General features: G+C 72.2%; 21 protein-coding genes and 4 pseudogenes. 19 read left to right on the top strand and 6 right to left on the bottom strand.

Features of this window, described 5'->3' with window-relative positions; all coding sequences use genetic code 11:
- Positions 1-79: 79 nt before the first annotated feature.
- The 15 genes from C7C45_RS05030 (at position 80) to C7C45_RS04960 (ending at position 14,974) form a co-directional block, all read left to right on the top strand.
- Positions 80-3,841, top strand: a complete 3,762-nt coding sequence (locus C7C45_RS05030; RefSeq protein WP_110562434.1) for a PKD domain-containing protein — start codon at positions 80-82, stop codon at positions 3,839-3,841.
- On the top strand, positions 3,834-4,070 hold the full coding sequence (locus C7C45_RS05025; protein WP_244200243.1) for a hypothetical protein: 237 nt from the start codon (positions 3,834-3,836) through the stop codon (positions 4,068-4,070). The genes C7C45_RS05030 and C7C45_RS05025 overlap by 8 nt, the downstream gene beginning before the upstream one ends.
- A gap of 33 nt (positions 4,071-4,103) precedes the next feature.
- Positions 4,104-5,696: a hypothetical protein gene (locus C7C45_RS05020; RefSeq protein ID WP_110562433.1), complete on the top strand. Its 1,593-nt coding sequence runs from the start codon at positions 4,104-4,106 to the stop codon at positions 5,694-5,696.
- A gap of 2 nt (positions 5,697-5,698) precedes the next feature.
- The gene (locus tag C7C45_RS05015) at positions 5,699-6,682 is read left to right on the top strand and encodes a polyprenyl synthetase family protein (RefSeq protein WP_146247271.1); all 984 of its coding nucleotides are present in this window, start codon (positions 5,699-5,701) and stop codon (positions 6,680-6,682) included.
- Position 6,683: 1 nt separating this feature from the next.
- Positions 6,684-8,780 carry a geranylgeranyl reductase family protein gene (locus tag C7C45_RS05010; protein WP_110562431.1) on the top strand — a complete coding sequence of 699 codons (2,097 nt, stop codon included), beginning with the start codon at positions 6,684-6,686 and terminating at the stop codon, positions 8,778-8,780.
- A 219-nt stretch (positions 8,781-8,999) separates the two neighbouring features.
- Positions 9,000-9,485 (top strand): 30S ribosomal protein S16, encoded by a 486-nt coding sequence (rpsP, locus tag C7C45_RS05005; RefSeq protein ID WP_110562430.1) that lies wholly within the window; start codon positions 9,000-9,002, stop codon positions 9,483-9,485.
- Positions 9,460-9,720, top strand: coding sequence for an RNA-binding protein (locus C7C45_RS05000; RefSeq protein ID WP_172862164.1), 261 nt, complete (start codon positions 9,460-9,462; stop codon positions 9,718-9,720). Before rpsP ends, C7C45_RS05000 begins: the two co-directional genes overlap by 26 nt.
- Positions 9,720-10,280 (top strand): ribosome maturation factor RimM, encoded by a 561-nt coding sequence (rimM, locus tag C7C45_RS04995; RefSeq protein WP_110562429.1) that lies wholly within the window; start codon positions 9,720-9,722, stop codon positions 10,278-10,280. Before C7C45_RS05000 ends, rimM begins: the two co-directional genes overlap by 1 nt.
- Before the next feature lie 10 nt (positions 10,281-10,290).
- Positions 10,291-11,064: a tRNA (guanosine(37)-N1)-methyltransferase TrmD gene (gene trmD / locus C7C45_RS04990; RefSeq protein ID WP_110562428.1), complete on the top strand. Its 774-nt coding sequence runs from the start codon at positions 10,291-10,293 to the stop codon at positions 11,062-11,064.
- A gap of 143 nt (positions 11,065-11,207) precedes the next feature.
- Positions 11,208-11,564, top strand: coding sequence for a 50S ribosomal protein L19 (gene rplS, locus C7C45_RS04985; protein WP_110562427.1), 357 nt, complete (start codon positions 11,208-11,210; stop codon positions 11,562-11,564).
- Between the two features lie 184 nt (positions 11,565-11,748).
- The gene (gene lepB / locus C7C45_RS04980; protein ID WP_110562535.1) at positions 11,749-12,615 is read left to right on the top strand and encodes a signal peptidase I; all 867 of its coding nucleotides are present in this window, start codon (positions 11,749-11,751) and stop codon (positions 12,613-12,615) included.
- A gap of 10 nt (positions 12,616-12,625) precedes the next feature.
- Complete coding sequence (lepB, locus tag C7C45_RS04975) at positions 12,626-13,261, top strand: signal peptidase I (protein ID WP_110562426.1); 636 nt, start codon at positions 12,626-12,628, stop codon at positions 13,259-13,261.
- Positions 13,262-13,314: 53 nt separating this feature from the next.
- Positions 13,315-13,848 carry an NUDIX hydrolase gene (locus tag C7C45_RS04970; protein WP_167454658.1) on the top strand — a complete coding sequence of 178 codons (534 nt, stop codon included), beginning with the start codon at positions 13,315-13,317 and terminating at the stop codon, positions 13,846-13,848.
- Positions 13,842-14,654 carry a ribonuclease HII gene (locus C7C45_RS04965; protein ID WP_110562424.1) on the top strand — a complete coding sequence of 271 codons (813 nt, stop codon included), beginning with the start codon at positions 13,842-13,844 and terminating at the stop codon, positions 14,652-14,654. Before C7C45_RS04970 ends, C7C45_RS04965 begins: the two co-directional genes overlap by 7 nt.
- Entirely contained in the window at positions 14,651-14,974 is a 324-nt protein-coding gene (locus C7C45_RS04960; protein ID WP_007075222.1) for a DUF2469 domain-containing protein, read from the top strand. The genes C7C45_RS04965 and C7C45_RS04960 overlap by 4 nt, the downstream gene beginning before the upstream one ends.
- A 96-nt stretch (positions 14,975-15,070) precedes the next feature.
- Here the strand turns inward: C7C45_RS04960 and C7C45_RS04955 are convergent, their stop codons facing one another.
- Entirely contained in the window at positions 15,071-16,213 is a 1,143-nt protein-coding gene (locus C7C45_RS04955) for a sulfite oxidase (protein ID WP_110562423.1), read from the bottom strand.
- A 211-nt stretch (positions 16,214-16,424) separates the two neighbouring features.
- Between C7C45_RS04955 and C7C45_RS04950 the strand changes: the two are divergent.
- Positions 16,425-17,054 (top strand): annotated as a pseudogene (locus C7C45_RS04950) (murein hydrolase activator EnvC family protein); the annotation flags it as partial.
- A 22-nt stretch (positions 17,055-17,076) separates the two neighbouring features.
- Here C7C45_RS04950 and C7C45_RS04945 read toward each other — a convergent pair.
- From C7C45_RS04945 to C7C45_RS04930, 5 genes and pseudogenes are all read right to left on the bottom strand, one after another.
- A complete protein-coding gene (locus C7C45_RS04945; RefSeq protein WP_110562422.1) occupies positions 17,077-18,258 on the bottom strand; it encodes an aminotransferase class V-fold PLP-dependent enzyme in 1,182 nt (393 codons plus the stop codon).
- A 92-nt stretch (positions 18,259-18,350) separates the two neighbouring features.
- A pseudogene (locus C7C45_RS35805) lies at positions 18,351-18,848 on the bottom strand (tyrosine-type recombinase/integrase); the annotation flags it as partial.
- A gap of 129 nt (positions 18,849-18,977) precedes the next feature.
- Positions 18,978-19,364: pseudogene (locus C7C45_RS35800) on the bottom strand (site-specific integrase); the annotation flags it as partial.
- A 390-nt stretch (positions 19,365-19,754) separates the two neighbouring features.
- Complete coding sequence (locus tag C7C45_RS04935; protein ID WP_110562421.1) at positions 19,755-20,972, bottom strand: DNA-processing protein DprA; 1,218 nt, start codon at positions 20,970-20,972, stop codon at positions 19,755-19,757.
- A pseudogene (locus C7C45_RS04930) lies at positions 20,969-21,064 on the bottom strand (magnesium chelatase subunit ChlI family protein); the annotation flags it as partial. The pseudogene C7C45_RS04930 and the gene C7C45_RS04935, both read right to left, overlap by 4 nt.
- Positions 21,065-21,351: 287 nt before the next feature.
- On the opposite strand from C7C45_RS04930, the gene C7C45_RS04925 reads away from it, so the two are divergent.
- The 3 genes from C7C45_RS04925 (at position 21,352) to C7C45_RS04915 (ending at position 23,762) form a co-directional block, all read left to right on the top strand.
- Positions 21,352-21,564, top strand: coding sequence for a hypothetical protein (locus C7C45_RS04925; protein ID WP_110562420.1), 213 nt, complete (start codon positions 21,352-21,354; stop codon positions 21,562-21,564).
- Between the two features lie 61 nt (positions 21,565-21,625).
- Positions 21,626-23,032 (top strand): AAA family ATPase, encoded by a 1,407-nt coding sequence (locus C7C45_RS04920; protein ID WP_146247270.1) that lies wholly within the window; start codon positions 21,626-21,628, stop codon positions 23,030-23,032.
- Positions 23,033-23,402: 370 nt separating this feature from the next.
- The gene (locus C7C45_RS04915) at positions 23,403-23,762 is read left to right on the top strand and encodes a hypothetical protein (RefSeq protein ID WP_110562418.1); all 360 of its coding nucleotides are present in this window, start codon (positions 23,403-23,405) and stop codon (positions 23,760-23,762) included.
- Positions 23,763-23,815 lie beyond the last annotated feature (53 nt).

Below are 23,815 nucleotides of genomic sequence, written 5' to 3'. Positions count from 1 at the left end.
GAGCATCTCCTGACGTCCGGTCCGGCATCCGGCGTCCACACCCTCCGGCCTCCACCACACCGGCCCCGAAGGGGGACCAATGGCCGACACCCATGGCTTCGAGGTCGTCGTCGAGGCGACTCCACCCGTTCTCCGCAAGGCCCTGCAGGGTGCCTGGAAGTCCGCCGAGTGCGGCGACACCAGCACCGACGAGGGACGCATCCGGCAGTTCCTGCCGGTCCCGGCCGGCCTCGGGATCGGCGGGTTCACCACGGCCGGCGGCCAGGTGGAGATCCCCCGCGACCAGCTCGACGCCGCCCCACGACCCGACATCGACGGTTGTGAACTCACCTTCGGCCTGGTCATCCAGGTGACCGTCGCCGACCCGCCGGTGCCCTCCGCGCAACTGCTGGACCTCACCGCCACCGCGCACGCCGCCGTGCCGATCGGGGTGCTGCCCGACTCGAAGAACGTGGGGCTGCGCTTCGACGGCCTGCCCCGCAGCGCGGTCACCGCGACCCTGACCAGCGGTGACCCTCTCGCCCCGAAGCTTGTCCAGATTCTCGGGGAGTACATCCACTTCGCCTACGAGAACGGCGGCCCCGGGGGTGTGCTGCATCCGGGGATCCCGACGATCCCGCACGAGCAGGACGACACCGGGCTGGTGCTGGGCCTCGGCGTCGGCAGTTACACCCTCGACACCCACCTGGAGATCTACGACGACCAGGCCGACCCGGCCCACCGGATCGACGTCAGCCAGCCGGATCCGGGGAACGTCCTCATCAGCATGCCGATCTATCTGCGGATGTTCCACATCGTCGGCAGTGGCGCGGCGCCCGCGCTGGCCGACCCGATGGCGGTGGAAACCCGGCTCGCCATCACGGTGCCGCTGGAGACCCCGCCGGGGGCGTACACGTTGCGCTTCGACACGGCGACAGTGGTGGCGGGGCCGATCAGCCCGGCGCCCGGCATCGAGGGCGCCCACTTCACCACCAACAACGCCACTCTCTTCGGGTTCCTCGACAACGCGCTGCAGGCCCAGCTCAACCAGCAGGGGGCGGCGCTGGTGCACGGCTTCGGTTCGCAGAGCGTCGTGGTGCCCACCGTGGCGCAGATCGAGACGGCCATCGGTGACCTGCTCTTCGACGACCTGACCGGGCGGGGCTTCCTGGCCCTGTGGACGCCGGAGGTCGGTGGCGAGGTGTTCGAGGCCGACAACGTCGCCACCCGGGTCTTCGCCGACCTCCTGGTGATCGCGATCAACGCCGGCGAGGGCGCCGACATCGGGGCGATGACCAACGTCGTACCGGCCGGGCGGGACTTCGCCATCCTGCTCGACGGGACGATCGTGCAGGAGAACATCGACTCCGCCCGGGTCACCAACGGTTGGGCGGACAGCGACCTGCCGCGCCGCGTCGACCAGGGCGACGACAAGGCGGACGTCCGGGAGTTGGACGTCGTACTGCGGGACGGGTCGATCCGGATGAGCGGTGAGTTGACGGTCATCGACGCGATCCTCGGCAGCATCGACGTCGACGCCAGCTTCCGGGCCGACGTGGGACTGCACTGGACCCCGAGCGGCGATCTCAACCCCGACGGCGTCCAGCGGATGGACAACCACCTGATCGGCGAACCGGACGTCGACCCCGAGGAGTCGGTCCTGTTCTGGGTCATCGCCATCATCCTGGCGATCATCAGCTTCGGTGCCGGGAGCATCCTGATCGGGATCATCATCATCGTGGTCGCCGCGGTGATCACGGCCGTGGTCAACAACATCGGCGGGTCACGCCTTGTCGACCCGATCACCGGGGCGGTCAGCGGCATCACCGGCTGGCCGCCCGAGCTGGCCCGGATCGGGCGGGTCAGGGCCGTCTTCTTCGACCCGGTCGTGATCAACGCCGACGGGCTCGTCCTCGCCGGTGACCTGGAGGTGCTCAGCTCCTGTGAGAGCACCGAGGTGCTCGCCGCCCGCAGCAGCGGACCGTACACCGGGACGGCCCAGTCGGCCCTGCTGTTGGCCGCCGGGCACACCAGCGCCGCGGCCGGCTACACCTGGCTGACCGGCGACGGCGCCGCACCGGCCGCCACCGCGGACGTCAACCACGTGTACGCCGCCAGCGGCACCTACCTCGCGGCGCACTCGTTGACGATCAACCAGCCCGGCGGCGCCACCAGCCGCCACTTCGCGTTGGTGTACGTCGCCAACGTGCCGCCCACGGTCGACGCCGGCCCGGACCTCACCGTCGACGAGGGGGAGCTGGTCACCCTCGTCGGCCGGTTCAGCGACGTCGAGTACGTCGACACCCACGAGACCACCTGGAACTTCGGCGACGCCCAACCCACCGAGCCGGGCACGGTCGTGGAGACCAACACCCCGCCGCGGGCCGAGGGCACCAGCACCGTCCAGCACGCCTGGTGCGACAACGGTGTGTACGAGGTGACCCTGCGGGTCCGGGACCAGAACGGCGGGATGGCGACCGACACCCGGACCGTGACGGTGCGCAACGTCCCGCCGGTGGTCGATGCCGGCCCCGATCTGTTCACCTACCCCTGCACGGTCCTCACCCTCACCGCCCGGTTCACCGACCCCGGTTGGTGCGACACGCACACCGCCGTCTGGGATTTCGGCGACTGCAGCCCCCCGCTGCCGGCGGTGGTCACCGAGACGCACGAGCCGCCGGCCGGTCGGGGGATCGCGGTGCTGTCCCACCGCTACCCGGACTGCGGCACGTTCCTGACCCGGTGCACCGTGATCGACGACGACGGTGGGACCGGGGTCGACGAGGTGGTGGTCCGGGCCATCGACGTGGTCAACCGGCACTTCGAGGACGGGTTCGCCCAGCGCACCACCGGACAGGTCGCCAACGGCTGGGAGCCGTACGTGCTGGCCGGCTCGGCGGCCGGCGGCACCGGCCAACACGCCGCGAGCAACTTCGTGGTGCACGGTGGCCGCCGCTCCCAGGGGCTCGTGCCCGGTCCGCAGCAGCGGGTCGGCGTCCGGCAGCAGATCGGGGCCAACCCGGGCTGGGCCTACCAGCTCACCGCCTGGTACGACCTCGACCAGGCCGAACCCGCGACCGCGCGGCTCGGCGTCGACCCCACCGGCGGCACCGACCCGGCCTCCGCCGCCGTCGTCTGGAGCGACGGCACGAGCGCCCAGCGGTGGAGCCCACTGACGGTACGCGTCGCCGCCCAGGCCGCCGGGGTGACCGTCTTCCTGGAGGCAGCGGCCGACGGGGGCGAACCCCGAAGGGGCGGCGGACGGGTGTGGTTCGACGACGTGGACCTGCTGGCCGCGCAGCCGTACTGCCCGACGGAGCCGCCGCCACCACGGCCGCGCGACTGTCTCGACTTCGCCGGCCGTCAGCCCGGCACCCAGTACCCGGCGGAGTGGACGGACCACGAGTTCCTCATCCGTTCCCTGGACGACGCCGGCCGGGTGGTCGTCGCGGTCGGGCCGCCCACCGGCGGCGCGGCCCTCCAACTCGGCGCCGGCGTCCACGTCGCACTGCCCCACCCGGTGGACCGGGTCGTCGTCACCCTGGCCAACCAGGGCGGCAAACCGGTCGAGCTGACCGCGTTCGACGACGACGGTACGCAGCTCGACCGCGTCGAGGTGCCGGCGAACTCGCCACCGGGCCCGGCGACGGTGACGCTCGCCGGTCCCGGCATCGTCGCCGTCCGGATCGTCGGCCGATCGGCGGAGGGGCTGCTGATCCGGCTCTGCGCCGAGTACGCCGACGACACCGGGTCCGACGACGAGCACGGCGACCCCACGTCGCACCCGGTTCCGATCGACCCCGGTGTCAGCGGCCCGACGCCCCGGTCCGACCCGCCGATTCGTGGTGGCTGCTGTGGCTGAACCCGACTCGCTCGACGCCGTCCGTGCCGTGCTGGCCGCGCACCGGGCTGAGCTCACCCGACGGTTCGCCGCCGTCGGCACCGGCATCGGCCGGCCCGACCCGTCCGGCCCGTACGTCATCACCGTCTACGTCACCGACCCCGTGTTGGTGGCCCGCACCAGCGAGCGCGTCGACGGTGTCGCGCTGCGCTTCGTGCTCACCGGGCCGTTCGAGGCCCGCCGAACCTGATCCATCACCCCGTTGCACCGGCAGGAGACGGCCATGTTCAATCCGAACGACGACAGCTACGTCAAGGCCCGGGCGTTGGCTCGGGCGGCCCGTCAGGGACCACTGGCCGGGTTGCTCGGCGACCCGAACGTCAGCGGGCTCGCCTACGGGCGACGGGAGGTCAGCGGCCGCCGCACGGACGAGCCGGCCCTGGTCGTGTACGTGGTGCGCAAGGTGCCGAGGCAGTTCCTACCCACCACCCGGCTGCTGCCGCGGCGGGTCTACTTCGGGTCCGACTTCGTCGAGGTCGACGTGGTGGAGACCGGCCCGTTCTTCGCCCAGGAGTTCACCGCCCGGGAACGCCCAGCGCCCAACGGGGTGAGCATCGCGCACATCAACGTCACGGCCGGCACGCTTGGCGCGCTGGTCACCGACAACACCGACGGTTCGCTCTGCATCCTGAGCAACAACCACGTGCTGGCGAACTCCAACGCCGGGGTGATCGGCGACGCGATCACGCAGCCCGGCTCGTACGACGGCGGCACCGCGCCGGCCGACACCATCGCCACACTCAAGCGATTCGTGATGATCAACCCGGCCGGCAACCGGGTGGACTGCGCGATCGGCCAGGTCACCCAACCCAACGACGTGATCGACCAGGTCAAGAACGACATCTTCCCGGTGGCCAACAGCGATCATCCGGCGGTCGGTCTACTCTTCGCCGGCTCGTGCAACCGGACCCTGATCAACCCCATCGACGAGGTGCTGCGTCAACTCGACGTGACCTTCCCCGCGGGGGCCAGCGCCATCGCCGGCGTCGACATCGGCAGCAACGTGGAGAAGGTCGGCCGGACCACGGAGTACACCACCTCCACGGTGACCGAGGTGGATGTCAGCGCGAGCATCGACTACGGCCCCGGCGTCGGCGTGGCTACCTTCGAGGGCCAGATCGCCACCGCCCACCTGTCCGAGGGTGGCGACTCCGGGTCGGTGGTCTACCTGGGCGGCGAGGGTGGCAACGAGAGTGCCTGCGGCTGCGCCTCCAGCAGCACCGCCCGCCGGGTCCTGGACCGGGACGTCGACCTCGACGTGGCGGTCGAGAAGGAGTTCCGGCAGCGCTACCTGCAGCAGACCAGGGTCGGCCGGTTCGCTGTCGACACCTACTTCGCCAACGAGGACCGGTTGGTGGCCCGAGCCCGGGCGACGAAGCTCTCCGACGCCGACCGGCGGCACCTGCAGAAGCTCTACGACACCTACGCCGAGACGGCCCGTGCGGCACTGCTCCAGCCGCAGCGCTCCGAGGCGACGCTCACCACCGAGCACCTCGACGAGGCCCGCAAGACGCTGCGCCGCTTCGCGGACCGGTTGACCGCCGAGGAGCTCTCCGCCGCCGAGGAGGTGCTGGCGCTGGCGAACGACGCTGTCGGTCGTACTCCGGTGGAGATCCTGCGGATGCTCGACGACGAGCAACTGCTGCACAAGGCGCAGGAGTTGGTCGAGCGGGTGCCCACCCTGTGTGCTCCGGGCAGTGGGCGGCGTGGCGACGGGGGCTGTGGCTGCGGTGGCGGTGGGAGCGGCGGCGACGCCGGCCAACCGGCGGCCGAGGAGCCGACCAAGCCGAAGCCGAAGCCCAAGCGGAAGCGGTGACGGTGAGCAACGCAACCGACCCGGACTGGCTGGCCAGCGCCCGTACCCGGGATGCGCTGGCCGGCCTGGACCGGCGGATGCGGGAGGCCGTCGCCGCGTCGGACCCGGCGCTCTGGGCGATGGCGACGGCCCTGCAACGTCGGGGCGGCAAGCGGATCCGTCCCGCGCTGCTGCTGGTCGCGGCCGAATTCGGCACCGTCCGTCCAGCGCACCTGCTCGACGCCGCCGCGGCGTTGGAGTTGCTGCACCTCGCCTCGCTCTACCACGACGACGTGATGGACCGGGCCGTCACCCGGCGGCACGGACCCAGCGTCAACGCCGAATGGGGCGAGCCGGCGGCGGTGGTCGCCGGGACCTTCCTGGTCGCCCGGGCGATCGCACTGCTCGCCGCCTTCGACGACCGGTACGGCCGGGAGGCGGCCGCCGCGCTCGTCGCGCTCTGCACGGGCCAGCTCCGCGAGACCGAGAACGCGTTCCACACCGGCCTCACCGAGGCCGAGCACCTGGAGATCATCGCTGGCAAGACGGCGACCCTGTTCGAGTTGCCCTGCCGGTTGGGCGCGCTGCTCGCCGGTGCGCCGCCGGCGACCGTCGAGGCGCTGGCCGGGTACGGCCACGACCTCGGGGTCGCCTTCCAGCTCACCGACGACGCGCTCGACGTGCGCGGCAGCTACGCGGCTCTCGGCAAGCGGCCGCTGACGGACGTCCGGGAAGGGGTCTACACCATGTCGGTACTGCGGTTGCTGGCCCGCGACACACCGGGGGCCGGGCGGGTGCGCGACCTCCTGGAGGTACGCGAGCCCACCCCGGCGGAGTTGGCCGAGGTGGCCGAGCTGGTGGTCGCCTCTGGTGCGGTGGACGAGGTCCTCGCCGAGGCCCGGAGCAGGGCCGCACAGGCCGCCCGGCGGCTGGACCCGCTGCCGCCCGGTCCGGCCCGGGACTCGCTGGTCCGGCTCGCCGACTACGCCGTCACCCGGGCGGGTTGAGGTGGTCACGTCGGACCCGCCGATCCCGGCGATGGTTCCGGACCGGCTCGACGGCTTCGACGCGGTGGTGGTGGGCGCGGGCCCGGGCGGCGCGGCCGCGGCGTACCGGCTGGCGGTGCTGGGCCGCCGGGTTCTGCTGATCGACCGGCGGGAGTTTCCCCGCGACAAGTGCTGCGGCGACGGCCTGACCCGCAGCGCCGTGCGGCTGCTCGCCGAGATGGGGGTGCTCGACGAGCTGACGGGCGCCCAGCGGGTCGACGGGGTGCGGATCCGGATGCGCGGGCGGGGCGGTCGCGACTTCCACTACGAGGACCCCGACGGCACCGGGTACGGCATGGTGGTGCCCCGACTGGAGTTGGATGCGGTGCTGTGCCGGCGGGCGGTGCGTGCCGGCGCGGTGCTCTGGACCGGGGCACGGGCCACCCGACTGCTGGGCGGCGCGGGCGGGGTCCACGGCGTGCAGGTCGAGTACGAGGGCCGCCGGTTCGCGCTGCGTACCCCTGCTGTGGTCGCCGCCGACGGGGCCTCCTCACGGCTGGCTCACCAGGCCGGGTTGCGTAGTCCGGACCGGGAGTGGACCGGGTTCGCCGCCCGGGGCTACTTCACGCAGGTGGCGGACCTCGACGAACTGCTGGAGATCCACCTCCCGCTGGCGGACGTCACGGACCGGCGGGTGCTGCCCTCCTACGGCTGGGTGTTCCCGGTCGGCGACGGGACGGCCAACGTCGGCGTGGGCCTCTTCGACCCGACCCACCGGGAGAACGTGCGGTTGCTGTACGAGCGTTTCGTCGCCGAGCTGGCGACGACCGACCACCGGTTCCGGGCGGCCCGGCCAGCCGGACCGATGACCGGTGCGCCGCTGCGGCTGGACTTCGACCCGTCCCGGTGTGGTGTGCCGGGGCTGCTCCTGGTCGGCGACGCGGCGGGGCTGGTCAGCCCGTTCACCGGCGAGGGCATCAGCTTCGCCCTGGAGTCGGGCCTGCTCGCCGCGGACCGGATCGACACGGCGCTTCGTCGCGCCGGGGCAGGACCGGTGGATCCCGCTCCGTACGCCCGGCAGTTGGCCGCCCGGCAGTCCGGCTATTTCGAGACCGGCCGGTACTCCGTGCGCCGGTACCTGCTCGCCTGGCGGGTGCTCGACGCCACCTTCGACGACGACCGCCCACTCTTCGCCCTCTGCCGCCGGCTGGCGCTCTTCCCGGACGGGGCGCGGGCCGGTGTCCTGCTGGACCCGCTGCCCCAGCCGGCTCCGGAACTCGCCCGCGACCTGCGGCGCGATCTCCTGGCGGTGGGCGAACTGCTGGCCGGCTGTGTCCGGGACGACTGGCCGATGTTCGTCCGGCTCGCCGGCGTGGACGAGGACCTGTCGACCCTCTCGCTGCGCCCGGCGGTGCTGCTGCTGGTCGCCGCGGCGGTCGGGGGCCGGGAACACCCGCTGCGGCACGCCCTCGCCGCGGCGGTGGACCTGGGTCTGCTCGCCGGCCTGGCGGTGGACAGCGCCCGGGAGGAGGCCCGGTCCACCGGCCCCCGACCGACGCCGTGGGGCAACCGGTTCGCGGTGCTGGTCGCGGACTTCCTGTTGGCCCGCGCGTACGAGTTCGCCGCGCAGGGCGGTGGCCCGGTCGTCGCCGAGTTCGCCGAGGCGCTGACGGTGGCCTGTGAGGGGCGGGCTCTGGAACTGCGTGACGACCCGTCGTCCGACGGGGGTGCCGGTGGTGCCGTCCTGGCCGGGCGGGCCGCCATCGCGTTCGAGTTGCCGTGTCGGCTCGGCGGTCGGCTCGGAGGCGCCCGGGTGCCGGTGGTGAACGCGTTGGCCGCGTACGGTCGCGAGGTTGGCGCTGCCTATGCCCTCGGCGAGCAGCTTCGGGAGCTGGCCGGGGCGTCCCGGTGGGGTGGGTCGGCACAGCCGGGTGCGGTCGCGCGCGACGACCCTCGGGTGGCCGGGCTGCTCGGCCTGGTCGCCGAGCACGCCCAACGGGCGCGGGAGGCGCTGCGGGTGGTGCCCGCCGGCCCGGCCCGCGAGCTGCTGGCTCGGCTGGCCACCCCCGGGCTGCCGGGGCCGGTGGACCCCGACGGCAGGGTGATGTCGGTCACGTAGCGGCGTTCGGCGGGCATGCCTGGGGCTCCGGTGCGAGTGATCGGCGCTCCATCTGGCAGAATGGGTCGCTGGTATCCGGCGCGCGTCCGGCGCCCTCTAACCCGGGCACGTCGCTAGTCCACCGAGTAGTCTCCGGCCCAACCCCACGGGTCCGGTCGGCGCTCACCCATGCACACCGCCCGCACGGGCCGGTGAGATCGCAACAGGAGCGAAACAACTGTGGCCGTAAAGATCCGGCTCCTGCGGATGGGCAAGATCCGCAACCCGCAGTACCGCATCGTCATCGCCGACTCGCGCACCAAGCGCGACGGTCGGGCGATCGAGTTCGTCGGGGTTTACCAGCCCAAGGAAGACCCCTCGATCATCGAGGTCAAGTCGGAGCGGGTCCAGTACTGGCTGTCCGTCGGCGCTCAGCCGAGCGAGGCGGTTCAGCGGCTGCTGGAGCTGACCGGTGACTGGCAGAAGTACAAGGGCCTGCCGGCCCCGCCGCCGCTGCTGGTCGCGCCCGAGCGGGCCGACCGCAAGGCGGCGTACGAGGCTGAGGCGAAGGCCGCCGCCGGGCTCGCCCCGGAGACCCCGGCCAAGCCGGCCAAGAAGGCCGCCAAGGCTGCCGAGGCTCCGAAGACCGAGGCTCCGGCCGAGGCGCCGAAGACCGAGGCCGCGGCCGAGGCTCCCGCCGCTGCCGACGCCGGTGAGCAGGCCTGACATGCCTCTGCGTCCGGCGTTGGAGCACCTGGTCAAGGGCATCGTCGACCACCCGGACGACGTCCGGGTGCGGATGGTCGATTCCCGTCGGGGCAAGCGGCTTGAAGTCCGCGTGCACCCCGAGGACCTCGGCACTGTGATCGGGCGGTCCGGCCGGACCGCCAAGGCGCTGCGCCAGGTGATCGGCTCCATCGGCGGGCGCGGGGTACGCGTCGACATCGTCGACTCGTACTGATGCAGCTCGTCGTCGGCAGGATCGGCAAGCCGCACGGTGTCCGCGGTGAGGTAACCGTGGAAGTGCGGACCGACGAGCCCGAAGCACGGTTCGCCCCCGGCACAGTGCTGCGCACTGAGCCGGGGGCGACGCCCCCCTCGCCCTCCACGGCGGACGAGGCCGGGGTGCCGTTCCGGGTTCCGGCGGAGCTGACCATCGAGGAAGCCCGCTTCCACCAGGGCCGGGTGCTGATCGCGTTCGGTGGAATCTTGGACCGCAACACCGCCGAGGCGTTGCGCGGGACCCTGCTCGTGGTGGACAGCGCCGACGTGGAGCCTCCGGAGGACCCGGAGGAGTTCCACGACCACCAGCTGGTCGGGTTGGCCGTGGTGACCCCGGCCGGCGAACGGCTGGGCGAGGTCGCCCGGATCGACCACGCACCCTCCTCCGACCTGCTGGTGCTGCGACGCCCCGAGGGGCGTACCGCGTTGATCCCGTTCGTCCGGGCGATCGTTCCGGAGGTCGACCTCGCCGGTGGACGGGTGATCGTCGACCCGCCGGCCGGACTGCTCGATCTTTAGGACCACCCCCATGCGCGTCGACGTCGTGTCGATCTTTCCGGAGTACTTCGCCCCGCTGGACCTGTCACTGATCGGGCGGGCGCGGGCCAACGGCGTACTCCAGCTTGCCGTGCACGACCTGCGGACCTGGACCCACGACGTGCACCGCACGGTCGACGACACCCCCTATGGCGGTGGGCCGGGGATGGTGATGCGCCCGGAGCCGTGGGGCGAGGCGTTGGACGCCCTCGCGCCGGCCGAGGCCCCGCCGCCCCGGCTGCTGGTGCCGTCGCCGGCCGGTGCGCCGTTCACCCAGGCCATGGCGTACGAGTTGGCCGCCGAGTCGCATCTGCTCTTCGCCTGCGGCCGTTACGAGGGAATCGACCAACGCGTGCTGGCGCACGCCGCCACCCGGATGCCGGTCACCGAGGTCTCGCTCGGTGACTACGTGCTCTTCGGCGGCGAGGTCGCGGTCCTGGTGATGCTGGAGGCGGTCACCCGGCTGCTGCCGGGGGTGCTGGGCAACGCGGGCTCGTTGGACGAGGAGTCGCACGCCCACGGGCTGCTGGAGGCTCCGATCTACACGAAGCCGCCGAGCTGGCGCGGGCACGACGTGCCGGAGGTGCTCCGCTCCGGCGACCACGGCAAGATCGCCCGCTGGCGGCGCGAGGAGGGTCTGCTGCGGACCGCCGCCCGGCGCCCGGACCTGCTCGCCGCGCTGCCCACCGACCGGCTCGACAAACGGGACATCGCGGCCCTGGACCGGGCCGGATTTCAGTGGCCCCCGGGGGATGTGGCAAAGTAGGGGGGTTGCCGCATCCGTCCGCGCCCGTGGGCGGCTGCGAGGATCCCCGACCGGGGTCGGCCCGCCGACCACCATCCGGGGATCAGAATCACCCACCCGCGCACCGAGTGACGGTGCGCCGTGAGCCTTACGAGGACGCAGCGATGAACATCCTGGACGCCCTTGACGCCCAGTCGAAGCGGACCGACCTTCCCGACTTCCGGGCCGGTGACACCGTCAAGGTGCACGCCCGCGTCGTCGAGGGCAACCGGTCCCGTGTCCAGATCTTCCAGGGCGTCGTGATCCGCCGCCAGGGTGACGGTCTGCGCGAGACCTTCTCGGTCCGCAAGGTCAGCTTCGGTGTCGGCGTCGAGCGGACCTACCCGCTCAACGGCCCGGGCATCGACCGGATCGAGGTCGTGACCCGCGGTGACGTGCGTCGCGCCAAGCTCTACTACCTGCGCGAGCTGCGCGGCAAGAAGGCCAAGATCAAGGAGAAGCGGGAGAAGCTGCCCAGCTGACCCCCCGCTCGCCACGCCGCCTGGCCTGCGCGTATGCCGTAACGACCAGACCGCACTACCCTGGTCGTCACGGGCGCAGCGAGGCGGCGGGCCCGCCCCTGTGGCGGGTAGCCGTCCACTACCGCCCGTGGAGCCTCGACGAGGCTCCCGGGCGGTGGTGTTTCTGTGGACCGGGGAGTGGCGTGTGCAGACGCTTGACGAGGACGGCACCGTAGATCCGTGGCGTCGACGGACCCGCCGCACCCGGCGGCAGATGCCCCTCTGGCAGGAGCTTCCGCTGCTGCTGGTCGTCGCGTTCTGCCTCGCGGTGCTGATCCGCACCTTCCTGCTGCAGGCGTTCTTCATCCCGTCCGGCTCGATGGAGGACACCCTCCTCATCGGGGACCGGGTGCTGGTCAACAAGGTCGTCTACGACGTCCGTGACCCGGAACGCGGCGAGGTGGTGGTCTTCCGGGGCACCGACCGCTGGGCGCCGCAGGTCGACGAGCAGCCCGAGCCGGGCTTCGCCGGCAAGCTGACCCGTACCGTCGGCGACCTGGTCGGGGTGAGCCGCCCCGGTGAGAAGGACTTCATCAAGCGGGTGATCGGCCTGCCCGGTGACCGGGTCAAGTGCTGCGACAGTCAGGGTCGGGTGACCGTGAACGGCACGCCGCTCGACGAGCCGTACGTCCTGCGGGACTCTCCACTGGACCTGCCGCCCAACCCCGCGGAGTGCCGCTCCCGGCGCTTCGACGAGGTCGTCGTGCCGCCCGGTCAGATCTTCGTGATGGGCGATCATCGCGAGGTCTCCCAGGACGCGCGCTGCCAGGGCCCGGTGCCGATCGACAACGTGATCGGCCGGGCCTTCATGGTGGTCTGGCCCTCGTCCCGCTGGAGTTCGCTGTCGGTGCCGTCGACCTTCGACGACGTGTCCGATCCGGGCGTGGCATCCTCCGGGGCGCCCCCGGTGCGACCAACCCCACAGGGCGGTGTGCTGCTGATTCTCCCGTTGGCGGCCGCCCTACGAGGTTCCCGCGCGTTCCGGACGATGACGTCCAGTTCGGCAACGTAGGCTCCTTGGCGTGATTGACGAGCAGACCGACAAGCCGCGCAGCTCCTTCTGGAAGGAACTGCCGATCCTGCTGGGTGTGGCGATCCTGGTCGCGGTGCTGGTCCGCGCCTTTGTGCTGCAGACCTTCTTCATCCCCTCCCCGTCCATGGAGAACACTCTCAAGATCGATGACCGGGTGCTGGTCAACAAGCTGGTCTACGACTTCCGATCGCCGCACCGCGGCGAGGTGATCGTTTTCAAGGCTCCGATCGAGTGGAGTGGCAACCCCAAGGGTGAGGACTTCATCAAGCGGGTGATCGGCGTCCCCGGCGACCACGTGGTCTGCTGCGACCCGGAGGAACGGCTGATGATCAACGGCAAGTCGCTGGACGAGCCGTACATCTTCTCGATGAACGGGATCCGCGACAAGCCGGCCGACCAGGAGTTCGACATCACCGTGCCGAAGGGCCGACTGTGGGTCATGGGCGACCACCGCTCCGCCTCTGGCGACTCGCTGGAGCACTGGCAGCAGTCCGGGCAGAACATCACCGAGGCCACGATCCCCGAGGACGACGTGGTCGGGCGGGCGTTCACCGTCTTCTGGCCGGTCAGTCGGGCCACCTGGCTGACGGTGCCCGATCAGTTCGACGGCATTCCCAAGCCGTAGACCGACGGGGCGTGGGCGATCCGCCGTCGGTCTGGCAGGCTGGGGCGGTGACCGTGAGCGCGAGGAGTGAGCTTGCGAGCCCCGCAGGCGCGAACAGTGCCGACCGTGTCTACACCCCTCGACGCGCGGCCCGCGTGCTGCTCGTCGACGCGGCCGGCCAGGTTCTGCTGTTCGAGGGCCTCGACCCGGCTCGGCCCGGGCACCGCTACTGGTTCACCCCGGGCGGCGGGCTCGACCCGGGGGAGTCCCCGGTGGTGGGCGCGGCCCGAGAGTTGGCCGAGGAGACCGGGCTGCGGCTCGACCCGGCCGAGCTGGGCGAGCCGGTCTGGTCCGACACGACCGAGTTTTCGTTCGACGGCACGTGGTACCGCCAGGAGCAGGACTTCTTCCTCCTCCGGGTGCAGTCCTGGCAGGTGGACACGGCAGGTTTCGACGCCATCGAGCAGCGCAGCATCGTCGGCCACCGCTGGTGGCTTCCCGCCGAGTTGGTGGCCAGCGGCGACCGGTTCTACCCACCGGAGTTGCCCGCCTTGCTGACCCGGCTGGAGCAGTCGACCGCCGCCGACCTGGACGAGTCGTCGTGCTGACCCCGCCGCGTACCGTCGTGCGCCGTGAGGCCGGGCTGTACGCCCTGGAACGGGCGCTGCAGCGGCGCGGCTTCCGGCACGTCGCCGGCGCCGACGAGGCGGGCCGCGGCGCCTGTGCCGGCCCGCTGGTCGCCGCCGCCGCGGTGCTGCCCGAAGGTCGGCGCGGTGAGATCGAAGGCCTGGCCGACTCGAAGTTGCTCACCCCCGCCAGTCGGGAACGGGTGTACGCGGAGGTCGTGGACCGGGCCCTCGCGTACGCCGTGGTGGTCATCCCCGCCGAGGAGGTCGACGCCCGCGGGCTGCACGTGTGCAACCTGGCCGCGATGCGCCGGGCACTCGCCTCGCTCACCACGCGACCGGAGTACGTGCTGACCGACGGCTTCGGCGTCGACGGCCTGGGGGTGCCGGGGCTGGCGGTGTGGAAGGGCGACCGGGTGGCCGCGTGCGTGGCGGCAGCCAGCGTGCTCGCCAAGGTCACCCGAGACCGGATCATGGTGGAGATGGACGGGGTGTTCCCGGCGTACGGCTTCGCCGAGCACAAGGGTTACATCACCCCGGAGCACTCCGCCGCGCTGCGCGAGCACGGGCCGTGCCGGGAGCACCGGTTCTCGTACGTCAATGTCGCCGCGGTCTCCGGCCGCGACGGCCGGCCGCCGCGTGCCCGACGGCCCGGCGGCCACGGCCCGGAAGAGCCGATGGAGCGCTCCGGGGCGTCAGGGGGTACCGTCGGCGTGGCGTTGGGCGAGCAGCCTCGGCCTCAGACGCCGGTGGGGGAAGATGTGGCCATGGAAGGCGGAGTGCGATGAGCGCGGAAGATCTCGAGAAGTACGAGACCGAGATGGAGCTGCAGCTCTACCGGGAGTACCGCGACATTGTCCGCCAATTCTCGTATGTGGTGGAGACGGAACGTCGGTTCTACCTGGCCAACCAGGTCGACCTGCACGTGCGCAACTCCGACGGCGAGGTCTACTTCGAGGTCGAGATGCACGACGCCTGGGTTTGGGACATGTACCGTCCGGCCCGCTTCGTGAAGAACGTCCGGGTGATGACCTTCAAGGACGTCAACGTCGAGGAGCTGGAAAAGCCCGACATCTCGCTGCCCGCCGACTCCGGCTTCGGCGGCTGACCGCACACCCCGTGTCGCCCGGCCGCGCCACGGGCCCCCCACCCGTGGCGGCCGGCCGAGCCACGGCCCGGCCCGTGGCGTAGCACGTACCGCCGATCACTCGGCCGGCACCACGACCTCGACCCGCTGCACCAGGTTGTTGGCGAACCCGCCACGGTTCCACGGTTGCTCGACCGGCTGGGTCCGCCCGGACGCGTCGGTCGCCCGCGCGCCGAGCACGTACCGGCCGGGCGTCGCGACCCACTCGTGTCGCCAGCGCCGCCAGGCGAAATCACCGCCGCCGGCCGGGTCCAGCTCGGCCGGGGTCCAGGTCTCCCCGCCGTCGGTGGTCACCTCCACGGCGACCACCGGCGCGTGCCCCGACCAGGCCCGACCATCCAGGGTGCACGGCCCGGGCCGCACCACCCGGCGACGGGACATGAAGTCCGGAAAACCGGGCGGTCGGACCAGCGCCCGCGGCTCGATCCGGGTGACCGGCACGCCCGGGTCGTCGGCGTCCCGGCGCACCCGGTAGGCCACCGCGTTCTGGTAGCCCTCGAACGGCTCGGTGCGGACCTCGATGGAGCGGAGCCACTTCACGTGCGCCATGCCGTACCAGCCCGGCACGATCAGCCGCAGCGGGGCGCCGTGCTGCGGCAGCAGGGGAGCACCGTTCATCTCGTACGCCAGCAGCACCTCCTCGCGCAGCGCGTCGGCGACCGGCAGCGCCCGCTGGTAGTCCTGCTCGACCCCGCGCTCGACCCCGTGATCGGCGCCGGTGAAGACCACGTCCACCGCGTCCGGCCCGAGGCCCGCCTCGCGCAGCAACGGCGCCAGTGGGGTGCCGGTCCACTCGGCGTTACCGACGGCCTCGACCAGCCAGGGCTGGCTCACCGGCCGGGGGTGCAGCAGGGCCCGACCGTTGCCCGCGCACTCCAGGGTCACCTGGTGGGTGACCCGCGGCCGCTCGCGCAGCTCGTCAAGCGTCACCGTCAGCGGCCGGTCCACCGCGCCGCCGATGGTCAGCGCGTGCGTCGCCGCGTCGACCTCCGGGATGTCGTAGTGGATCAGCAGGTAGTGCAGCCCGGCGGGGGTGACGTCGTAGCGCAGCGCCTCCAACGGGATGCCGTGGTTGCGGGCGGCGAGCTGCAACTCCTCGGCGCTGATCGCCTCGTCCGGCTCCGCGAGCCGGGACGGGTCACTCACCTCGGCCACCGTCGGCCCCTGGGGGGCCGGCGTCCGGTCATCGAGAGTGGTCATGCGGGCCTCCCCGGTCCAAACGGCGGCACCCGCCGTACGCGGCCCAGCCTAGGCCCTCGGTGGCGGCCCGAACACGGCCCGGGCAGCACCCCCGGCCCGCGCGCATAGCAGATCATCGACGCTCTTGGTGGTCGTCCACAGCACCTCCGATTGTCCACAGCCGGGTCGGCCGGGATCGCGGACGACCCGGCCCCGGCACGAGGCTGCCGTCATGACACCGCCACCCGCCCCGCGTACCGGCTCCATCGGCCACACCGTGCTGCTCTGCGCCGCGTTCCCACTCGCGCTGACCGTTCTGCTCTGCGGACTGGCCGTCCTGGTCGCGGCGGTGCCCGGCCGCCCACCGTCGAGGGCCCTGCCGGTGGCTGTCGCGCTGGGCGTCTCGGCGGCTGTCCCGGTGCCGGTGCCTGCCGCTGCGGGCGTCGGGCCGGGCCGGTTCCGCTGGCCGGTCGACGGGCCGCCTCGTCCGGTGCGCCGGTTCGACCCGCCGCCCCGGCCGTGGCTGGCCGGGCACCGGGGCGTCGACCTGGCCGCCCCGGCCGGAGCGGTGATCCGCAGCGCCGGGCCTGGCACCGTGCTGTTCGCCGGCGAGGTGGCCGGCCGACCGGTGATCACCGTGGGGCACGCCGACGGGCTGCGGACCACCCACGAGCCGGTCCGACCAGCCGTACACGCCGGCCAGGCGGTCGCCGCCGGTGCGCCGCTGGGCGAGCTGCTGCCCGGGCACCCGGGCTGTCCGGCCGAAACGTGCCTGCACTGGGGCCTGCGCCGGGGCACGGAATATCTGGACCCCCTGGCCCTGCTCGGCCTCGGTGCGGTGCGACTGTTCCCGCTCGACGGGGCCAGCGTCAGCGTCGGTGGTGTCAGCGCTGGGCGAGCAGCGCCGGCAGCCGCACGGCCAGCCGTTCGTACTCGTCGGCGGTGTTGTAGACCTGCCCGCCAAGCCGGAGCCACCCCCGGCCGTTCCAGCTCATCACCGCGACCTCGGCGGCGAGCCGCTCGCCGATCCGCGCCTGCAACGCCCGCGCCGCGTCGACGCTGGTGGCCGTCCCCGCCGGCAGCGGGATGAGGCGCAGAGCCACCCCCGGCCCGCCCGGGTCGGGCAGGTGGCCGGGGGGCACCCCCAATGCGTCCCCCACCACCCGCTGGCCGTACGCGGCGAGCGCGGCATTGTGCGCCCGCACCCGGTCGACGCCGAGGCTGCGCAGCGTGAACAGCCCCGCCGGGGCGGCCAGCCAGGACGTGTAGTCGAGAGTCGCCTGCCACTCGATCCGGGCCGGGAAACCCGAGTCCTGCTCCCAGGAGACCACCAGCGGGTCGATCCGGTCCCGCCACTGCGGCGCCACCGCCAGCAGGGCGGTTCCGCGCGGCGCGTACGCCCACTTGTGCAGGTTGCCAACCCAGAACTCGGCGCCGATGCTGCTCACCGTCGTGCCCAGCATCCCCGGGGCGTGCGCGGCGTCCACCAGTACCGGCACGCCGTGTTCGCGGGCCACCCCGACGATGGCGGCGGCCGGAAAGAGCTTCGCGGTGGCCGAGGTGAGCTGGTCGACGACGAGCAACCGGGTCCGTCCGGGGCGCAGGCCGGCGCGGATGGTCTGCACGATCTGCTCGTCGCTGGCGGCCAGTGGGATCGGCAGGACGCGGCTGACCGCTCCCGTGCGACGGCACTCACGCTGGATGGCCAGGCTCACCGCTCCGTACCCGTGGTCGGTGCTGAGCACCTCGTCACCGGCTTGCAGCCCCAGCGACTGCAGCACCACGGCGACGCCGGTGGTGGTGTTGCCCACCAGGGCGCTGCCGTCGGGTTCGGCACCCAGGAACCCGGCGAGGTGCCGGCGGGTGTGCGCGATCCGGTCGACCAGCCCCTGGGTGAAGAAACGCAGGGGATTGGCCTCCATCTCGTCGCGCAGCCGCTGCTGGGCCCGCTGCACTCCGATCGGGACCGCGCCGAACGAGCCGTGGTTGAGATGGCTGACCGCCGGATCCAGGGAGAAGAGCAGGCGGGCGCCCGGGATCGGCTCAGGGGGTTGCGGGACGCTCACTTGATGATCGTAACCGCCGGGCTCCCTCGCCCTCCGGCGCTTGAACAGGCGCGGGGGTGTGCCTGCCGGTAGCGGCGCGTTGCCGCTCGACCTCAAGCGCGGGGGTGTGCCTGCCGGTACGCGGCACGCAGCCGCTCGACCGAGACGTGGGTGTAGATCTGCGTACTCGCCAGGGACGAGTGGCCGAGCAGTTCCTGCACGGCGCGCAGGTCGGCGCCACCCTCCAGGAGGTGGGTGGCGGCGGAGTGGCGTAGATCGTGCGGGCTGGTCCGGGGCAGGCCGGCGTTCTCGGCGTACGCACCGACGATCTGACGCGCGGTCGTCGGGTTGAGCCGACCGCCCCGGGCACCCAGCAGAAGCGCGTCACCGGAGCGGGCGACCACCATCGCCGGGCGGCCCCGGCGCAGCCAGTCGTCCAACGCCCGCTGGGCCGGCACCCCGTACGGCACCGAGCGCTCCCGCCCGCCCTTGCCGAACACCCGGATCACCCGCCGACCGTGGTCGACATCCCCGACGTCCAACCCACACGCCTCGCTCACCCGTACGCCGGTGGCGTAGAGCAGCTCCAGCAGCACCCGGTCCCGCAGCGGCACCGCCTCGATCGCCGCCGTCGGCGCCGCGCCCGGCGTCGTCCCAGCCAGCGGGTCGTTGAGCGCTGAGTCCGTGGGTGGCGAGTCGGCGACTGCTGGGCCCGCGGTTGGTGCCGGTCGGGTCGGTGCCTCGACCAGAGCGGCGGCCTGGTCGGCGCGCAGCACGTTGGGTAGCTCCCGGTGCGCGCGAGGGCTGGCCAGGGCGGCGCCCACGTCGGCGGGGACCAGCCCGGCCCGGTGCGCCCAGGTGCTGAACGCCCGCGCCGACGCGGCCCGCCGCGCCAACGACGTGCGGGCTGCCCCGGTGGTGCGTTGCCGCGCCAACCAACTGCGCAGCACCGACAGGTCCAGCTCGGCGAGGTCGACGCAGCCCATCTGGACGGCGTGGTCGAGCAGCGAGACCAGATCGGTGACGTACGCGCGGACGGTGTGCGCCGACCGGTTACGGACCCGGGACAGGTGCTCGGCGAAGTCGTCGACCGCATCGCGCAGCGCTGGCGGCAGTGTCTGGTGCATGGCCCGGGTGCCCCGGTCCGACCGGCTCAACGCGGTCGCACCTGTCGCGTTGGCACATGGGCCCGTCGATCGGCCCCGGCACCCCCCATGACAGCTGGCACGGCACCAGCCTACGGCCGATCGTCATCCGTCACCGGCCACGACCTTGCCGGTGTTCGATCCGCGGCTACCGGCGGTTGGTCCTCTTGACCAGGAGCGCGACCAGACCGCCAACGAGTGCGACGGACGCGACGAGACAAAACAGGACGGCGATGTGCCACGGCTTGATAGCAATCATGACCGCGCACAGTAACGGCAATATCGGCTGGCGGGGATCCCGAGCAGCTACTGCGGGTGTCCGTCTCCGGACGATGGCCCACCCACCCTGCCACGACGCGTCCGCCTGCGGCCCTAAGCCGACGTCTCCGTCGCCGCGGTAGCCGGTTTCCCGCGCTTCGGCTTGGCGAGTGGGGCGAGGGCGTAGCCGTCGTCGCGACGGACCACCATGGACAACTCCTCCAGCAGGGACAGCTTGCGCAACGCCGTCCGTACGTCGACACCTGCGCGGGCGGAGAGCCGGTCCACGCCCATCGCGCCCCGGCGGGGGAGCGCCTCCAGCAGCGACCGCGCGTCGTCGTCGAGCGTGTCGGCGGGTCGCTGCGGGCCACGCGCCAGCGGGGCCAGGTCCGCGCCGATCCGGCCCACCTCCTCCAGCACGTGCGCCACCCCGGTGACCAGCCGAGCCTTCGGGTGCTCACGCAGGAACTCGTGGGTGCCCACGGACATCGCTGACGTCACCGGCCCGGGCACCACCATGGCCACCCGATTGGCGTAGATGGCCCGCCGAGCGGTCTGCGTCGCGCCACTGCGCGCCGACGCCTCCACCACGACGGTGCCCAGGGTGCCTCCGGCGATCACCCGGTTGCGGATCAGGAACCGGGGCCGCAGCGGTTCGGCGCCGGGCGGCCACTCACTGACCATCAACCCGGTCTCAGCGATCCGGTCGAAGAGCGCCGTGTTGCCGATCGGGTACGGCCTGTCCAGCCCACAGGCGAGCACCGCGACGGTCAGGCCGCCCGCGTTGAGGGCACCCCGGTGGGCGGCAGCGTCGATGCCGAACGCGCCACCGGACACGACCGTCCAGTCCCGTTCGGCCAGTCCATATCCCAGCTCGGTCGCGACGTGCTGGCCGTAGCCGGTGGCCGCCCGCGCTCCGACCACGGCCACCGAGCGCTCCAGGGCCTCACCCAGCGGCCAGCTCCCGCGTACCCAGAAGCAGAGCGGCGGGGCGGTCTCACCGTCCACCCGGCGGCTGACGTCCGGCAGATGCAGCGCGGACAGGCTGGCCACCCGTGCCGGCCACTCCTCGTCGTCCGGTGTGACCAGCCGGGCGCCGAGCCGGTCCGCCCGCTCCAGCGCCTCGGCCGCCACCGCCCGGGCGTCGCCGGCCGCCGACCGGGCGGCCACCGTCGTGTGCAGCCAGCCGTCCGGGCTGCCGCCGTCGAGCAGCAGGCCCAGGGCCGCCACCGGGCCGAGCCGTTCGACAAGTCGGTGCACCGCTCGGGTGCCCGGCTCGGCCAACCAGGTCAGTGCGACCCGGGCCAGCCTGCGTTCCTCATCGGCGCTCACGTCGCCTCCCCCGTCCGTAGTTGAAGTGCTTCCCGGACGTCGTCCAGGTCTGGCCGGTCCCGGCCGTCCAGATCGGCGATGGTCCAGGCCATGACGTGGATAGAGGTTTGGCGTAACTCGTTCGGACAGGAAATCCTCCGGTCCCACGCCGCCCACCTGGGCAGACTGTCCAACCAGTCCACATCACAACTGCTCTGACCAGGGCAAACGTAGATCAACTCTGTTGCACTACAGGTCCTGAAGCACTACAGTGGAGCCTGTACACGGGTGGCGTGGGAGTGGCACTCCCTACCCGTTGAATGCTCCTTCTGGCCTATGTCCCGCGCGCTGGTGAGCCACACCAGAGGCACGCGCAACACTCCGAACCTGGAGAGTTGCCATGCTCGCGGAGACGCCTCAGAAGCGCGGCGCACGCACCCTCACTGAGCGCACCACGCCGGAATGGCGTCGGGAGCGCGCCCGGAATGCTCACCTGGCCGCCGCCGTCAATGCGGTGGTGGAGCGGGCCCCGGAGCTGACCCCCGATCAGGTGGCCCGGCTCCGCGCTGTCTTCGGTACCGCCGCCGGCTCCGCCGGCCAGCGGGCCGCCTGATCTGACCCCAGATATGCCAAAGGCCCGGCTGGCACCGGGCCTCAGCGAAAGGTACTGACTCGTGACTCAGTCTAGCACTCTGCAAGTTGAGATCAACACTGGATGGCCCACTGACCTGGACCCCCAGACGTACGCGGTGGCGCTGGAGCGCGTGAAGACCGACCGGGAGTACCGGGACGCCCTGGCCGGCATCCTGGCCGAAGAGGAGGGCACGGAGGCCGATATCCTCCATCACCTCCTGGCTCAGGAGTTCACGGTCCGCCGGCTGGCCCGGCTCCAGGCGGCCCTGGTTGGCCAGGGAGTGGCCGTGACGCCGGAGGACCCGGAGGACGGCTGGCTGATCGGAGCCAACCGGGACTACTTCACGTTCCCGTGTCCAGAGTGCGCGGAGGAGGTCCAGGTCCGTGGGTCCGACCCGGAGGAGGCCCCGGTGGACCCGTTTGGATACGCCCAGCTCACCCACGCCCGTACCGCCGCCGCCGCGCGGTGCTCCCTGCTCATCCGCGACGGACGCGCGCTGGCGTCTGGTGACTTCACGGACGCCCTGGCGGAGCGACTGGGCCTGAAGGTGGCCGGCGTGGACCTGGCGCTGGTCCGCCTGAAGCGCCAGATGGCCGGCGGCCAGGTGGACTGGCTGATCCCTGGCGTGATGGAGCGCGGCACCCTGGCCGCCCTCTTCGGGCCGCCCGGGACCGGGAAGTCTCTCCTGGCGCTGGAGTGGGCCGCGAAGCTGGCGGCGGAGGGCCGCCGGGTGGTCTACCTGGATGAGGAGAACCCGCCGGAGTTGATGGACGAACGGCTGGAGGCCATGAGCGTGGACCCGGAAGGGCTGGAGGGTCTGACCTACCACTCCTTCCCCGGCTGGACGGCGGACACGGAGGAGGGGGCCGCGCGCATCGTGGCCGCGTGCGAAGGGGCGGACCTGGTGGTCTTCGACTCCTGGGCGAAGTTCTTCCTGGCCGCCAGCCAGAACGATGACGCCGCCGCCAACCGGGCCTATCGGCTGGCCGTGAAGCCGCTCCGGGCCGCTGGCGTCGGCATCCTCCGCCTGGACCACACCGGCCACGAAGAGGTGACCCGCCCGTCCGGGACCGTGGCGAAGCTGGCGGACGTGGACCACAACTGGCAGATCAAGGCGAAGGACCTGGGTGACAAGCGGGCGGAGGTCACGCTGGTCCACCGGAAGTCCCGGACCGCGCGTGGCCCCCGGACCATCAACCTCCGCCGGGAGGTGAGCCCGCTCCGCCATCTGGACGCTGCTGACCTCCCCGCCATCCAGGAGGAGGACCTGAGCGCCCCCACGGACAAGGTGGACGCCCTGGTGGCCTTCATGGATGAGAAGGGCTGGGAGACGGACTGGACCGTGGACACCTACCTGGAGGAGCTGCGGAAGCTGGAGCGGGGTGCCCGGAAGGCGGACGTGGCGGCGGCCAGGCGGAAGCGCCGGGAGCGCCAGCCGGCGGCCTGAGCCGGTTCCCGGCGGTTCCCATGATCGCGGAACCGCCGGGAACCGTACGGTTCCCAAGATCCCGGAACCGTCGTATCGACGGCCAGTGATAAGCCCAGCTCAGGCTAGGTAAAGACGGTTCCGGGAACCGCTGGGAACCGCCGGGAACCGCGCTCCCCGGTCCGGTTCCGGGGGACGGTTCCCACGGGGCTCTAGGAACTAGAGCCCCCGGGAACCGCGCCCCGCCGGAGGCATCCGGAACTGGCGGAACTGAAGAACAAAGATCAATCAAGATCCACACGGACACGGCGGCCAGAGGGGGGCTCCTCCCTGGCCGCCAGGTCGTACTCTGTCCGCCTGTTCCAGCCTCAGTCCGAAGGAGACAGACCACATGACCGATCCCATCGTGATCTCCGTGTCTAAGCCGCTCTGGACGGCCTGGGCGACTGACCGGAAGCTGGCGAGGATCAGCCGTCCCGGGCTGGCCCAGCTCTCCACCGAGCAGCTTGAGTCGGACCTGGCACCGCTGGAGGAAGCGGCGAAGGACGGGAGGGTGGAGGTAGAGGTGGTCTATGGCCTCTGGATGGACGGCTCCCAGAACCTTCCCCGGCCCATCACGAAGTACGGCCTGGTGGCCGAAGATGAGCTGTACGCCCTGGGCGAGACGCCGGAAGAAGCTGCAAAGAACGCTCAGGAGATGCGGGCCCGGACGCTGGTCCGCATCCGGACGGAGCTGGCACAGCGGGCCTGAGCCCTCCCTGGCCGCTGGAGCCCCCGGGACTGTCCTCCCGGGGGCTCCGCCAC

Source organism: Micromonospora arborensis, assembly GCF_003205615.1.
Lineage (GTDB): Bacteria > Actinomycetota > Actinomycetes > Mycobacteriales > Micromonosporaceae > Micromonospora > Micromonospora arborensis.
Note: the sequence above shows the minus strand (reverse complement) of the source record. Positions and strands in the feature narration are given on the sequence as shown.

Coding starts and splice junctions, on each gene's coding strand:
- C7C45_RS04925 (WP_110562420.1), top strand. CDS start 21,352: ATGCTCGCGGAGACGCCTCAGAAGCGCGGCGCACGCACCCTCACTGAG.
- rimM (WP_110562429.1), top strand. CDS start 9,720: ATGCAGCTCGTCGTCGGCAGGATCGGCAAGCCGCACGGTGTCCGCGGT.
- C7C45_RS04960 (WP_007075222.1), top strand. CDS start 14,651: ATGAGCGCGGAAGATCTCGAGAAGTACGAGACCGAGATGGAGCTGCAG.
- trmD (WP_110562428.1), top strand. CDS start 10,291: ATGCGCGTCGACGTCGTGTCGATCTTTCCGGAGTACTTCGCCCCGCTG.
- C7C45_RS04915 (WP_110562418.1), top strand. CDS start 23,403: ATGACCGATCCCATCGTGATCTCCGTGTCTAAGCCGCTCTGGACGGCC.
- rplS (WP_110562427.1), top strand. CDS start 11,208: ATGAACATCCTGGACGCCCTTGACGCCCAGTCGAAGCGGACCGACCTT.
- C7C45_RS05030 (WP_110562434.1), top strand. CDS start 80: ATGGCCGACACCCATGGCTTCGAGGTCGTCGTCGAGGCGACTCCACCC.
- C7C45_RS04955 (WP_110562423.1), bottom strand. CDS start 16,213: ATGACCACTCTCGATGACCGGACGCCGGCCCCCCAGGGGCCGACGGTG.
- C7C45_RS05020 (WP_110562433.1), top strand. CDS start 4,104: ATGTTCAATCCGAACGACGACAGCTACGTCAAGGCCCGGGCGTTGGCT.